Origin of the sequence: Amycolatopsis sp. lyj-23 (assembly GCF_046549135.1) — a bacterium.
Lineage (GTDB): Bacteria > Actinomycetota > Actinomycetes > Mycobacteriales > Pseudonocardiaceae > Amycolatopsis.
On the sequence record NZ_JAJPWN010000002.1, the window covers coordinates 221,680 to 235,258 of the forward strand.

Sequence of the window (13,579 nt, forward strand, 5' to 3'; positions counted from 1 at the left end):
GCGGAGCGCTCCGGGTCTTGTCCGCTCCCGCACGCCCGTTGACCGACGGCGAAGGGATCTCGCGGGGCCGCCGGGGCACGCGTCAGGCTGAGCCGCATGGACGTGATCGTGGTGGGCGCCGGTTCCGCCGGTTCGGTGGTGGCGCGGCGGCTGGTGGACGCGGGCGCGGCGGTGACGCTGCTGGAGGCCGGGGGAGCGGACGCCAACCCGGCGATCCACGACCCGTCGCGCGCCGGGGAACTGTGGCACGGCCCCGAGGACTGGGACCTGTACACGGTCCCGCAGGAGCACGCGGCGAACCGGCGGCTGCACCTGCCGCGGGGCCGCGTGCTCGGCGGTTCGCACGCGCTCAACGCGATGATCTGGGTCCGCGGCGCCCCGGCCGACTACGACGGCTGGGACCTGCCCGGCTGGCGCTGGGCAGACGTCGAGCCGGTGTTCGCCCGGATCGAGCAGGACCTGCTCGACGTCGTCCCGAACGAGCCGCTGCACCCGGTTCAGCAGTCCATTGTGGACGCCTGCCGCGAGATCGGCCTGCCGGTCAACTCCGACTACAACAGCGGAACCCTCGACGGTGTGTCCGTCGAGCAGATCACCCTGCGCGCCGGACGGCGGTTCAACACCTGGCACGCCTACGGTTCGCCGGTGGCTTCGCGGATGACCGTCCACACGGGAGCGCTGGTGCACCGGCTGCGGTTCTCCGGCTCCCGCGTGACCGGTGTGGTCGTGTCGCTGAACGGCGTGCTGCAGGAGCTGTCGGCGGACCTGGTGGTGCTCGCCGCGGGCGCGCTGGCGTCCCCGGCGATCCTGCTGCGCAGCGGCGTCGGCCCGGCGGCCGAGCTGGCGGCGCTCGGCATCGACGTCGTCGCCGACCTGCCGGGCGTGGGCCGCAACCTGCACGACCACCTGCTCTCCCCGGTCATCTTCTCGACGTCCCGCGAGGTCGTGCCGTCACCCGGCCGGCCGGTCACGCAGGTGCACTGGTTCTGGCGCAGCCGCGCGGGGCTCGCGGTGCCCGACACACAGCCGATCTGCTTCAGCGTGCCGATGTACGAGCCGTGGATGTCCGGGCCGCCGACGGGGTTCTCGCTGATGGCGGGCATGGTGACGCCGGAGAGCCGCGGAAGCCTGCGGTTGTCGGGGCCGGCGCCGGACGACGAGCTGCGGATCGACCTCGGTGCGCTCGCCGAACCCGCCGACTTCGAGAGCCTGGTGGCCTCGGTCGGGCAGTGCCTCGAAGTCGGCCGGGCTCCGGCACTGGCGGGGGAGTGGGGCGCGCGTCCGGTGTACCCCGCACCGGAGGACGACGTCCGCGACTACGTCCGCCGGACGGCGATCACCTACCACCACCAGGTCGGCACCTGCCGGATGGGCACCGGCGCGGACGCGGTGGTGGACCCGGAGCTGGCGGTGCACGGCCTGGACCGCGTGCTGGTCGCCGACGCCTCGGTGCTGCCCCGGGTGACGACGGGCAACACCAACGCACCGGCGGTGCTGGTCGGCGAGCAGGCCGCCCGGTTCCTCATCGGAAGCTGACCATTGCTGTATAACGTCCTATACCGATTCGATCAAGTCGAAAAAATCGACTCGACCGAATCAAAAACCGCTGAGGATCAGAGCTGGAACACGCGCCGCCCGGCGAACCACGTCTCGACGACCCGGGTCTGCGCCACCTGCGCGGTCCGGAACGGGTTGCGGTCCAGCACCACGAAGTCCGCCGACCGGCCCGGGGTCAGCGCGCCGGTGACGTCGTCCAGCCCGCACGCGCGTGCCGCGCCGAGGGTGAACACCTCGATCGCCTCGGCGAGGGTGATCGCCTGCTCGGGCCAGAGCGCGCCGGGACGGCGGCCGTGCGGGTCTTGGCGCGTGACGAGCCCGGCGATGCCCTCCCACGCGTTCGGGGACTCGCTCACCGGCCAGTCCGATCCGCCCGCGACGAGCGCGCCGGTGTCGAGCAGGGTCCGGTTCGGCTGCATCCGGGCGGCGCGGGTGGGTGGGAGGACGTCCGCGATCGCCGAGGGGATCACGCCGGGGACCCAGAGGAACGGCGAGATGTCGGCGGCGACGCCGAGTTCGGCGAACCGGGGGAGGTCGTCGGGGTGCACGAACTGGCCGTGTGCCACCTGGAAGCGGGTGGCCGCGAAGCCGGCGGCCCGGACCTGTTCGACGGCGTCGAGGAACTGGCGGACGGAGGCGTCGCCGGTGCAGTGGACTTTCGCCGAGAGGCCCGCGTCGGCGGCTTTGAGCAGCCATTCGGTGAGTTCGTCGGGGGCCATCGTGGTCGTGCCGTGGAAGCAGGGGCCGTGGGTGTCGTCGGGCAGGTACGGCTCGAGGAAGGCGGCCGTGCGGGTCGGTGGGACGCCGTCGAGGAAGATCTTGACGAAGTCGGGGCGGTGGTGCTCGGTGCGGTAGTGCTGGGCGACGTCCAGCAGCGGTGCGCCGATGGGGTCGACGCCGAAGATGGGGTCGTTGACGAGCAGTGAGGAGACGACCCAGGCGTCGAGTTGGCCGTCGAGGTCGAGGGAGTGGAGTGCGGCGAGGATGTCGGTGGAGACCCCGGCGTCCTGGAACGCCGTGACGCCGTAGCCGTGGAGGATTTCGATGGCGCGCTGCGACGCGCGCCGGTGCTGGGCGGGGGTGAGGGTGCCGGCCAGGCGTTCGACCGGGACGCCGGCGGCTTCGAGCAGGAGCCCGCTGGGTTGGTCGCCGTCGCGGACGATGACGCCGCCGGGTGGGTCGGGGGTGGTGGCGGTGATGCCGGCCAGGTGGAGGGCGCGGGTGCTGACCCAGCGGTTGTGCCTGCTGTCGTCGGAGAGGGAGACGGGGCGGCCGCCTGCGGCGTCGTCGAGTGCGTGGCGGGCGTCGGCCGATGACAGGCGGGAGACGAGGGTGGAGGCCCAGGCGCCGCCGGTGAGCCAGTCGTCGGGGCCGAGGGAGGCGGCTCGGGTGCGGACGGCGGCGAGGATGTCGGGGAGGTCGGCGTCGGCGCCGAAGGTGAGTTCGAAGAGTTCGGCGCGGCCGGCGAGTGCGTGGTGGTTGTGGACGTCGACGAGGCCGGGCATGACGAACGCGCCGTCGAGGTCGAGGATTTCGGTGGCGGGGCCGGTGTCTTCGAGTGAGGTGATGTTGCCGCCGGAGACGGCGAGGGCGGTGGCCCAGGGCCGGGTGGGGTCGAGGGTGTACACGACGGCGTTGGTCAGGAGGAGGTCGGCGGGCACGGTTCAGTCCTCCGCGGGGTCGAGCCCGGCGGGGTGGACGGTGGTGCTGAGCAGTCGTCCGTGTGCGCCGAAGGTGAAGTGGGTCGGGTGTTGGCCGGTGCCGTCGAGTCCGAAGAGGACGCCGTGGGAGCGCAGGTGGCGGGCGTTGCGGTGGTCGGCGACGGTGACCGAGGCGCAGGGGATGACTTTTTCGCGCCAGGCGAAGACGTGGATGCCGGGGCGGATTTGGGAGACGGTGTTTTCGTCGGTGTCGGCGAGGCCGCGTTCGGGGCCGGCGAGGCATTGCCAGGTGTACCAGTGGGGGCTGAGGTAGACGTGTTCGTAGGCGTGTTCGCGGCTGTAGGTCCAGAGGACGCGCCGTCCGATGAGGGCGGTGGTGGGGGCCATCGGTTCGCCGTGGGTTTCGGTGCCGGCGAGGGTGGCGGGCCGGAACTGCTGGGTGACGCGGGGGGTGCCGTGGTCGCCGATGGTGGTGGTGATGACGAGGGCGCGGCCGTTGCGCAGGTCGAGCAGGAGTGAGACGGCTTCGCGGGCGGCGGGGTGGAGCTGGACGTAGTAGAGGTCGTCGTCGACGAGGAAGGTTTCGGCGGGTGTGGCGGTGCCGTTCCAGGTGACGGTGGTGCCGGTGAAGGTGATGGTGTGGCCGTCGGCGTCGTGGGCGTCGTCGTGCAGGTCGAAGGCGCGGCCGTCGAGGTCGCCGGTGACGGGGGCTTTGTTGGCGTCGAAGCCGGGGGCGAGGCCGTCGAGGGGGAGCCAGGTGGTGGTGTCGGAGAGCGTGCTCACCCGGTCGAGTTTCGGCGGTGGTCGTCGCGTGCGGTACCGCTCGTGCGGGGGTGGACAACAACGCTGCGCTCGGGGCCAACCGCGTCGGCGGCGCGGGCGGTGAGGATGGGCGGATGCGAAGCGATCTCGCCGGGAAGGCGGTCCTGGTGACCGGCGGTGCGTCCGGCATCGGGCTGGCTTGTGTGCGGGCGTTCCGGGCCGAGGGGGCGCGGGTGGGTGTCGTGGACCGGGAGGCCGGGCCCGATGTGGTCCAGGCGGATGTCACCGACGAGGGGGCGTTGGCGGCTGCGGTGGACGCGGTGGCCGGGCGGTTCGGCGGTCTGGACGTCGTCGTCGGGTGCGCCGGGATTTCCGGCCCGGTCGGGACGCCGCTGACGGCGACGACGGCCGAGGAGGTGGCGCGGGTGCTGGCGGTCAACGTCACCGGGCAGTTCCTGCTGGTCAAGCACGCGTTGCCGTGGCTGGGCGACGGCGGTGCGGTGGTGCTGCTGGGCAGCGATTCGGCGTTCGCGGCGGCGCCGGGGATGGTGCCCTACTGCGCGTCCAAGGGTGCGGTGGTGGCGATGACCCGGGCGCTGGCCGTGGAGGTGCCGGGCATCCGGGTCAACTGCGTCTGCCCGTCGGTGGTGGACACGCCGATGGCGCGCGCCGATCTCGGTGCCGTTCTGGACGACCCCGCGTTCCCGGTGCAGGCGGCCGGGGACGTCGCCCGGCAGGTGCTGTTCCTCGCGTCCCCGGCTTCGCGGCCGGTCAACGGCCAGGCTCTGCTGGCCGATTTCGGGATGTCGGCGCGTTCGGCGTTCCCCGCTTAGGAAAGGATCCACAGTGGACTCATCAGGCAAGGTCGTCGCGATCACCGGCGGCGGTACGGGTATCGGCGCGGCGGTCGCCCGTCGTTACGCGGGCGAGGGTGCGCGCGTGGTCGTGCTCGGCCGGCGGCGGGAGCCGTTGGAGGAGGTGGCTGCGGAGACGGGTGCGCACGTCATCGTCGGGGATGCGAGTGTGCGCGGGGACGCCGAAACCGCCATCGCCGAGATCGTCGGAAAGTTCGGGCGGCTGGACGTCGTGGTGGCGAACGCGGGCGGGCACGGTCTGTCGTCGGTGGTCGACACCGGGGACGACGAGTGGGAGCTGGCGCTGCGTTCGAACCTGTCGAGTGCGTTCGTGTTCTGCCGGGCGGCGCTGCCGTCGCTGGTGGAGACGGGTGGGCAGGTGGTGGTGGTGTCGTCGCTGGCCGGGTTGTTCGCCGGGCCGAACGTCGCCGGCTACACCGTTGCCAAGCACGCGTTGATCGGCCTGACCCGTTCGATCGCCCGTGATTTCGGGCCGCGTGGGGTGCGGGCGAACGCGGTGTGCCCGGGCTGGGTGCGTACGCCGATGGCGGACGGCGAGATGGCGCAGTTCGCCGCGGCGGCCGGGTTCACCGGCGGCCACGACGAGGGCTACCGGCGCGTGACGGCCGAGGTGCCGCTGCGCCGCGCGGCCGAGCCGGCGGAGATCGCGGCGATCGTGCGGTTCCTGGGTTCGGCGGAGTCGTCGTACATCACCGGCGCGGTGCTCGTCGCCGACGGCGGTGCCCACGCGGTGGACCTGCCGACCCTGGCTTTCGAGCGCGCCGGGATGTGACTCAGGACCCCAGGTAGGCGGCGTGCAGGGTGGCGGGGGAGTCGAGGAGGGTGCGGGCGTCGCCGGTGTAGGTGACGTGGCCCGAGGAGACCACCACCGCATCCTGCGCGACACCGAGGGCCAGGTGGGTGAACTGCTCCACCAGCAGGATCGCGGCTCCCTCGGCGGCGAACCGGGTGACCACCGGCAGCAGGCGGGTGAAGACCACCGGTGCCAGGCCGAGTGACATTTCGTCGATGAGCAGGAACGCGGGGCGGGCGGCGAACGCGCGGGCCAGCACGACCATCTGCTGCTCGCCGCCCGACAGCAGCGCGGCCGGGGAGTCGCGGCGCTTGTCCAGTTCGGGGAACAGTGCGAGGACCTCGTCGAGGGCCGCGGGGGTGCGTGCGGTGAGGCGGAGGTTTTCCAGGACCGTCAGCCCGGGGAAGACCGCGCGGCCCTGTTCGATGTGGGCGAGCCCGAGCCGCGCCCGCGCGACCCGGGAGTGCCGGGTGACGTCGACCTCGCCGATGTGGACCCGGCCGGCCGAGGGCGCCACCACGCCCGAGAGGGCCTCCAGCAGGCTGGTCTTCCCGGCGCCGTTCGGTCCGACCAGCGCGGTGATCCGGCCGGGTTCGAGGGTGAACCCGACGTCCCGGATCACCGGGCCCGCCCCGCGCTCGACCGTCAGCCCGTCGGCTCGCAACGTGTTCACAGCAGCTCCGTTTCGCCCATGTACGCCTTCAGCACGGCCGGGTCGGCCAGGACGTCCGCCTGCGGTCCGCTCGCCAGGACCTGCCCGAAGTCGAGCACGGTGAGCGTGTCGCAGACCGACCGCACGAGGTCGAGGTCGTGTTCGATGAGCAGGACCGACACCCCGAACCGGGCCGGGACCTGCCGCAGCCGCCCTCCGAACGCCACGTGCTCTTCGTGCGGCAGTCCGGCGGCCGGTTCGTCGAGCAGCAGGACGCGGGGCTTGGCGAGCAGGTGCCCGACGACTTCGACGAGCCGCCGTGCGCCCGCGTCGACCCGGGACAGCGGTGTCCGCGGGCCGGGGCAGCCGAAGAACTCCAGTGCGTCGGCGACTTCGCGGCCGGTGAGCCGCCGCCGGGCGACGAACCGCACGTAGGCGCCGACGGTGAGGCCGGGTGGCACGCGGTCCTGCTGGAAGGTCCGGCGCAGTCCGCTGCGGGCGCGCCGGGTCGGCGAGCCGGTGAGCGGACGGCCGTCGAGGGTGGCGGTGCCGGTGGCGCGGGGGAGGAAGCCGCTGAGCGCGTCGACCAGGGTGGACTTGCCGGCGCCGTTGGGGCCGATGACGCCGAGGATGCCGTGTTCCGGCACGGTGATGTCCACATCGGACAGTGCGGTGACGTGTCCGAAGGAGACGCTCAGCCCGCGCACTTCGAGCACGGGGTCGCCGATCGGCACCGGCTCGACGTCGGCGACGCCGGTCAGCCCGGCGGTGATGCGGGTCCGGCGCCGGTACCACAGTGCCCGCACGGCGGTGCCGAGGTTGCCGCGGCTGGTGAGGGCCTGGACGCCGAGCACGCCGAAGACGACGAACCCCCAGTCCTGCGGCACGCCCCAGCGTTTGAGCAGCTCGGGCACCGCGACCCAGAGCAGTGCGCCGAAGACGGCCATGTCGATCAGGTGCGCGCCGGACATGACGGCCAGGACGTAGAGGGCGAGGGACTGGATGGCGGTGAAGCTGGCCGGGAAGGCGAGCCCGACCTGGCCGGTGAGCAGGCCGCCGCTGATGCCGCCGAGGGCGGCGCTGACGGCGAAGGCGGTGAGCTTGGAGGTCCGCACGCCCGCGCCGACCGCGGCGGTCCCGCGTTCGGAGAAGGCGACCAGGTGCCAGCTGCTGCCCCAGCGGCCGCGGCGCAGGAAGTGCACGGCCAGCCCGCAGGCGACGAGCACGAGCACGGCGAAGAGGAAGTAGGACCGGTCGTCGGAGAAGGCGCCGGGCCGTTCGACGGAGAGGCCGTCGGTGGCGCCGGGGAACTGGATCTGCACGAGGGTGAGGTCGGCGGCCGCGGCGAGCCCGAGGGTGACCACGGCGAGGGTGATGCCGCGCAGCCGCAGCGCGGGCAGCCCGACGAGCACCCCGGCCGCGGCGGCGGCCAGTCCGCCCAGCAGCAGCCAGGTGACGAACCCGCCGGGTACGCCGGCGACGTTGCAGGCGGAGACGACGAACGCCCCGACGGCGGCGAAGGTGAGCTGGCAGAGCGAGATCATCCCGGCGGTCCCGGTGACCACGCCGAGCCCGAGCAGCGCGATGGCGGCGACGACGGCGCTGACGCCGAGGTAGACGAAGTACCCGGCCAGCCCGACGCTGAGCGCGTAGCCGACCGCGATCGCGGCCGCGGCGACCAGCAGGGGAAGGCCCGCCCGGGCGAGCGGGCCTTCGGTCCACCCCGCGCCGCGCCGCCGTTCTTGCGGTGCGCCGGGCACCGGTTCAGCGAGCCGCATCCCAGACCTCCTTGCGCTGCGTCCACAGCAGCAGTGCCACGATGACCAGGAACGGCAGGAAGTACCGCAGGACCGAGAGCCGGTCGCTCTGGGCGACCGCGCCCTGCGCCATGCCGAGCACGAGCCCGCCCGCGACCGCCAGGTCCAGCCGCCGGAAGCTGCCCAGCAGCGCCGCCGCGGCGGCCGGGACCACCAGCATCGCCAGTGACGTGGGGTCGTTGGACTGCGACGGTGCCACGATCGACACCGCGAGCGTGGCGATCACGCCCGTCGCCGTCCACACCCCGACCGACAGGGGCCGGGCCGGGATGCCCAGCAGCTCCGCCGTCGTCGGGCGTTCCGAGAGGGCCCGCAGGCGGACGCCCAGCGACGTCCGGGTCAGCACCGCCCGGCAGCCGAGCGCGACCAGCACCGCCAGCGCGACCGTCACCACCGTGACCTGGCTGACCACCACGCCGCCGGCGGTGAACGCCGGCCCGGCCAGCAGCGGGCGGAACGGCTGCGGCTTGTTCCCGAACAGGATGAACGCCAGCGAGATCAGCAGCAGGAGCACCGCGACGGTCGCCGCCGAGCGCGTGCCCGTGTCCGCCTCGGCCAGCCACGTGGAGACGATCCAGCCCAGCACCGCGCTCAGCGCGCCGCCGAGCAGGATGCCCGCCGGGGTCGCCACCCACGACGGGAAGCCGAGGTGGGCGGCGAGGAAGACGGCGACGTAGCAGCCGAACATCCCGGTCGCGGACTGGGCGAAGTTGACCACCCGCACCAGCCGTGACATCAGGGTCAGGCACACGGCGAGCACCGCGTAGAGCCCGCCGGCGGCGAGACCGGCCAGAGCGCCCTGCAGCATGAACGTCCTCCTAGGACCGCGGGATCCGGAGCCAGTCCTGCGCGGCCAGTTCCCACTTGCCGGCGCCGGTGGCGAGCTTGATCGGCCAGCCCGCGGTGTTGTCGTGGTGGGCCTGGCCCGGGCCGAACACGTACGGCGTCCCGACCATCGGGTCGGTGATCGGCTTCATCTCGCGCAGGGCTTTCGACACGGTCTCGCGCGTGATGTCGCCCTTCATGCCGCGCAGCACGGCGAGGAAGTACTTCGCCGCCAGGTAGCCGCCCTGGCTGAACGACGTCAGCGGGATCTTGTGCTGGGTCATCAGGTCCCGCCAGTCCTTGTTGGCCGGGGCGGCGGCGTCGGTGAACGGGTAGAACTCCGCCGGCACGTAGACGCCGGCGCCCGCGTTGGAGATCGCCTTGGCGTAGTTCTCGCTGTAGACGCTGGTCAGCAGCAGCCAGGTGACGTCGGTCCAGCCCTGGGCCTGTGCGGCCTTGAGCTGGCCGATCGAGTCCGGCTCCACCGGGTTGACGGTGATCGCCTTGCAGCCCGCCGCGCGCGCCTTGACGATGTAGGGCGTGTAGTCCGAGCCGCCGTAGGGCACGGTCGAGTCGACGTACTTCAGCTTCTTGCCGGTGATCTTCGTCCACTCCGCGATGGCCGCCTGGTAGGCCGGGAGGGTGTTGCCGGCGATTTCCAGCAGCGCGCAGATGTCGTCCTGCTTCAGCACTTCCGAGCCGTAGAGCAGGGTGAGTGTCATGTCGTGGAACGGGCCGACGTTGGCCGGCGCGATGTTCGGGCTGGAGAAGCACGCCGGGTCGACGCCGATGCCCGGGATCGACAGGATCTTCTGCTGCTCGTAGTACTTCTCGTTGATTTCGCATTCGATGAGGCTGGAGGACCCGACGAGTGCGACGGCCCGGTCGCCGCCGACCACCTCGCGGGCGGCCGCCGCGGCCGCGGCCGGGTCGCCCTTGTCGTCGATCGCCTTGTACTCGATCTTGCGGCCGTTGACGCCGCCGGCCGCGTTGGCCGCGTCGAACACGGCCTTCGCGGCCTGTGACGCCTCCGGGAAGGTCGCGGCGCCGGAGAGGGCGTTGACCGAACCGACGACGATCGGGCCGTTCGCGCCCGCGTCCGAACCGGCGCAGCCCGCGGTGGCCATGAGCACGGCGACGGCGAGCGTGGGCAGGGTTTTTCTCATTGCTGCTCCCGGGTTGCGGCCACGACGGGCGCGGAGTCGACGATCTGCTCGAAGGAGGCGAGTGCGCCGCCGTCGAAGCGCCACAGGTGCGCGACGCGGGCGGTGAACGACCCGCCGGTCCGGCGGTGGGTGCCGGTGTAGGTGCCGACGCCGATCACCGTGTTGCCGGCGTCGAAGAGGTCGCCGAGGGTGAAGCGGTAGCCGTCCCAGTCCCGGCCGATCGCCTCGAAGACGTGTTCGCGCACCTCCTCGGGGCCGGTGTAGGTGCCGGCGTAGGGGAACCCGGCGGCCTCGGTCCACGTCGTCTCCGGGCCGAGCGGGGCGAGCATGCCGGGCAGGTCGCCCCGGTCGCTGGCGGCGTAGTGCGCGCGGATGACATCCACGTTGGACACGTCGGGCACGTGGGACACGTCGGGCTCCTTCAGACGGGCTGGGCGTCGGGGTAGGCCACCGCGCCCAGCGGGTAGATGTGGCCGCCGGCGCGGGAGTGCTCGGACCGCCCGTCGCCGGTCAGGCCGAGGAACACGCCGGTGGTGCGCAGGGCGTAGCCGAGGTCGTGCAGCCACACGCTGGCCACGGCGATCCGGAACTCGCGGAAGCAGAACAGGTAGAGCCCGTCGGCGAACTTCCACACCGTCGACAGGTCCATGTCGCCGTGCCCGCGCTGCACGCCTTCCAGGCACTGCCAGGCGTAGCGCTGCGAGGAGACGTAGACGTGCTCGTAGAGGTGGTCGGGGCTGTAGCGGTAGAGGTTCCGCTTGCCGATCAGATCGCGCGAGGGCCCCGGCACATCCCCCGACGGCTGCCCGCCGTCGGTGACGCCCGCCCGGAACTCCTGCGAGACGCGGGGAACGCCGTCGACGTCCTCGGCGCCGATCACCGAGCGGACGGCGAGCGCGCGGTGGGTCGCCGTCGAGTACACGACGGTCAGCGCTTCGCCCTCGACGCTGGTGCGCGGCAGGTTCACGAAGAAGACGTCCTCGCGGACGGCGACCGCGTCGTACGGGTCTTCGACGCCGTTGCACACGACGTGCCCGGCGTCGGTGAACGTCAGGGCCAGGGTTTCGCCGTCGTCGAGGGTGAGCGTGACGTCCCGCCCGGTGAGGTCGGCGTTCGGCAGGCGGTAGGTGGCGATCCCGGCGGCGAACTCGTCGTAGGTGCGCCAGCCGTCGGTGGGGGCTTCGGGCATGGCCTCATCGTCGGGTGGCCCGGCGCCGTGGGCGAGCGGTCACGCGCTGGCGGGCAACTACCGGACGCTGACGGTCAACTCCCGGCGCACCTCGCTCGGCGCCCGCCCGAACGCGCTCTTGAACACGCGGCTGAAGTGCGCGGCGTCGACGAACCCCCACCGCGCGGCGATGGCCGCGACCGGGCGGCCGGCGTGCACCGGGTCGAGCAGGTCGCGGCGGCAGTGCTCGAGCCGCCGCGTGCGGATCCAGCCGGAGACAGTGGTGCCCTGCTCCTGGAACAGCCCGTGCAGGTGCCGGGTGGAGATGAAGTGCTCGGCGGCGATCCGCGCCGGGTTGAGGTCGGCCGACTGCAGGTTCGCGTCGATGTGGGCGCGGATCCGGCGCATCAGCTCGTGGTGCGGATCGGCGTTCGCGCGCGCGAGGTCCAGCTCGGTGGCGACCAGGGTGGACAGCAGGTCGACCGCGCTGTGCGCCAGCCGCGCGCCCGCCGGGCCGGCCAGCTGCTCGAGGTTGCCGCCGAGCTGGGCGAGGAACGGCACGACGACGTTGCCGACACCTTCCTTGCCCGACATCTTCACCGCGGTCAGCCGCCCGACCAGCTCGGCGGGCAGGTCGATCAGCCGCTGCGGGAACATCACCACCAGCGTCCGGAAGTCCTCTTCGAACACCAGCGAGTACGGCCGGTGCGTGTCGTAGAGGGCGACGTCGCCGGGGCGCAGCACGGCCTGGCGGTCGTCCTGCACCAGCAGCCCGGTGCCGGCCAGGATCAGGCTGAGCTTGTAGTAGCGGCGCTCGCCGCGCGCGATCAGCTCCGGCGTGCGCTCGACGACGTGGGGCGAAGCGGTGATCTCGGAAACCTGCACGTCGTCGGCCGCCGACGAGCGGATCCGGCCGCGGAAGCCGTCACCGCCCGCGGTCACGTGCAGGGGCACGAAGGACTGGGACACGGCGGCGCGGAACTCGGTGAAATCACGGGCGATGAGGGTCGTCGGGGCGGGCACGGGGTCACCTCGCAGCGGTGGGAGGGCACGGCGTCGTATACGATAAGCGATACGATCTACGGCGACAATGCCCCGCTCCGTGTGAAGCGCAGCCCGATCGGGCACCCCGCCGGCATGACGAGAACCCGGGCCTACCGCGACGGCGTGCTGCACAAGGAAGACTTCCCCGTCGCGGACGTGTCCGACTTCCTGGCCGAAGCGGGCACCGCCGTGTGGGTCGACCTGTGCGAGCCGTCGGAAGCGGACCTGGCCGAGCTCGCCGCCGAACTGGGGCTGCACCGGCTGGCGGTGGAGGACGCCGCCGGGGAGCGCCAGCGGCCGAAGCTCGACCGCTACGCCGAGCACGCCTTCCTCACCGCCTACGCGGTCCGGTTCGACGCGGCCACCGGCGACCTCGCGACGGCCGAACTGGCGGCGTTCCTCACGCGGCAGGCGCTGGTGACCGTCCGCAAGGACGACGGGTTCGACATCGAGGCGGTGGTGCGCCGCTGGGACGAAAGCACCGAACTCGCCGGGTCCGGCGTGCCGTTCCTGGTCCACGGCCTGCTCGACTTCGTCGTGGACGGGCAGTACGAGGCCGTGCAGGCGCTGGACGAAGAGGTCGAAGGCCTGGAAGACCTCGTCTTCGACGACCGGCCGGACCAGTCGGTGCTGCAGCGCCGCTCGTTCCGGCTGCGCAAAAGCCTGACCCGGCTGCGCAAGGTGGTGCTGCCGATGCGCGAGGTGATCAGCTCGCTGATGCGCCCGGACCTGCACCTGGCCGACGAGCTGACCCGGCCGTACTTCGAAGACGTCCACGACCACGCCCGGCAGGCGGCGGAGCAGACCGAGTCGCTGCGGGAGCTGGTCAACACGATCCGCGAAACGCAGCTGAACCTGCAGAGCAACCGGCTCAACCTGATCATGAAGAAGGTCACCGGGTGGGCGGCGGTGATCGCGGTGCCGACCGCGGTGACCGGGTTCTACGGCCAGAACGTGCCGTACCCGGGGAACGGGACGCCGGCCGGGTTCTGGACCTCGACGATCGTGGTGCTGGTGCTCTCGTTCGGGCTGTACGGGTTGTTCAAGAAGAAGGACTGGCTCTGAGCCCGCGGCTCCACAGTGGAGTGTCCACTCCGGACGTCCGGAACGCGGGCGCGCCGAAGCCCGCCGACGCCCGGGACGCGCGTCGGCGGATCCGGTGCCGCCATTCAGCCGAACGGCCGGCGCGGCCGGATTGGCCTGGCAGGTAAGAAAAAGGCTTCGGGAGCCGCCTCGGGGAGCACGCGCGGACACGGGCG

The 13,579-nt window shown here is 72.5% G+C and carries 13 protein-coding genes; 4 read left to right on the forward strand and 9 right to left on the reverse strand.

The window, feature by feature from the left end; all coding sequences use genetic code 11:
• Window positions 1–96 precede the first annotated feature (96 nt).
• Window positions 97–1,536 (forward strand): GMC family oxidoreductase, encoded by a 1,440-nt coding sequence (locus ACLJPY_RS03970; protein WP_410586625.1) that lies wholly within the window; start codon window positions 97–99, stop codon window positions 1,534–1,536.
• A gap of 77 nt (window positions 1,537–1,613) precedes the next feature.
• Here the strand turns inward: ACLJPY_RS03970 and ACLJPY_RS03975 are convergent, their stop codons facing one another.
• Entirely contained in the window at window positions 1,614–3,218 is a 1,605-nt protein-coding gene (locus ACLJPY_RS03975) for an amidohydrolase (protein ID WP_410586626.1), read from the reverse strand.
• A gap of 3 nt (window positions 3,219–3,221) precedes the next feature.
• Window positions 3,222–4,001 carry a MoaF C-terminal domain-containing protein gene (locus ACLJPY_RS03980; RefSeq protein WP_410586627.1) on the reverse strand — a complete coding sequence of 260 codons (780 nt, stop codon included), beginning with the start codon at window positions 3,999–4,001 and terminating at the stop codon, window positions 3,222–3,224.
• 113 nt (window positions 4,002–4,114) lie between these two features.
• On the opposite strand from ACLJPY_RS03980, the gene ACLJPY_RS03985 reads away from it, so the two are divergent.
• On the forward strand, window positions 4,115–4,813 hold the full coding sequence (locus tag ACLJPY_RS03985; RefSeq protein ID WP_410586628.1) for an SDR family NAD(P)-dependent oxidoreductase: 699 nt from the start codon (window positions 4,115–4,117) through the stop codon (window positions 4,811–4,813).
• A gap of 13 nt (window positions 4,814–4,826) precedes the next feature.
• The gene (locus ACLJPY_RS03990) at window positions 4,827–5,627 is read left to right on the forward strand and encodes an SDR family NAD(P)-dependent oxidoreductase (RefSeq protein WP_410586629.1); all 801 of its coding nucleotides are present in this window, start codon (window positions 4,827–4,829) and stop codon (window positions 5,625–5,627) included.
• Between the two features lies 1 nt (window position 5,628).
• Here the strand turns inward: ACLJPY_RS03990 and ACLJPY_RS03995 are convergent, their stop codons facing one another.
• The 7 genes from ACLJPY_RS03995 to ACLJPY_RS04025 are packed head-to-tail and all read right to left on the reverse strand — an operon-like array spanning window position 5,629 to window position 12,299.
• On the reverse strand, window positions 5,629–6,321 hold the full coding sequence (locus ACLJPY_RS03995) for an ABC transporter ATP-binding protein (protein ID WP_410586630.1): 693 nt from the start codon (window positions 6,319–6,321) through the stop codon (window positions 5,629–5,631).
• Window positions 6,318–8,078 carry an ABC transporter permease subunit gene (locus ACLJPY_RS04000; protein WP_410586631.1) on the reverse strand — a complete coding sequence of 587 codons (1,761 nt, stop codon included), beginning with the start codon at window positions 8,076–8,078 and terminating at the stop codon, window positions 6,318–6,320. The genes ACLJPY_RS03995 and ACLJPY_RS04000 overlap by 4 nt, the downstream gene beginning before the upstream one ends.
• Entirely contained in the window at window positions 8,065–8,925 is an 861-nt protein-coding gene (locus ACLJPY_RS04005; RefSeq protein WP_410586632.1) for a branched-chain amino acid ABC transporter permease, read from the reverse strand. The genes ACLJPY_RS04000 and ACLJPY_RS04005 overlap by 14 nt, the downstream gene beginning before the upstream one ends.
• Before the next feature lie 10 nt (window positions 8,926–8,935).
• A complete protein-coding gene (locus ACLJPY_RS04010; protein WP_410586633.1) occupies window positions 8,936–10,108 on the reverse strand; it encodes an ABC transporter substrate-binding protein in 1,173 nt (390 codons plus the stop codon).
• Window positions 10,105–10,500 carry a nuclear transport factor 2 family protein gene (locus tag ACLJPY_RS04015; RefSeq protein WP_410587001.1) on the reverse strand — a complete coding sequence of 132 codons (396 nt, stop codon included), beginning with the start codon at window positions 10,498–10,500 and terminating at the stop codon, window positions 10,105–10,107. Before ACLJPY_RS04015 ends, ACLJPY_RS04010 begins: the two co-directional genes overlap by 4 nt.
• A gap of 29 nt (window positions 10,501–10,529) precedes the next feature.
• The gene (locus tag ACLJPY_RS04020; protein ID WP_410586634.1) at window positions 10,530–11,297 is read right to left on the reverse strand and encodes a MoaF C-terminal domain-containing protein; all 768 of its coding nucleotides are present in this window, start codon (window positions 11,295–11,297) and stop codon (window positions 10,530–10,532) included.
• 57 nt (window positions 11,298–11,354) lie between these two features.
• Window positions 11,355–12,299, reverse strand: coding sequence for a helix-turn-helix domain-containing protein (locus ACLJPY_RS04025; protein ID WP_410586635.1), 945 nt, complete (start codon window positions 12,297–12,299; stop codon window positions 11,355–11,357).
• 114 nt (window positions 12,300–12,413) lie between these two features.
• Between ACLJPY_RS04025 and ACLJPY_RS04030 the strand changes: the two genes are divergently transcribed.
• Window positions 12,414–13,385: a magnesium transporter CorA family protein gene (locus ACLJPY_RS04030; protein WP_410586636.1), complete on the forward strand. Its 972-nt coding sequence runs from the start codon at window positions 12,414–12,416 to the stop codon at window positions 13,383–13,385.
• Window positions 13,386–13,579 lie beyond the last annotated feature (194 nt).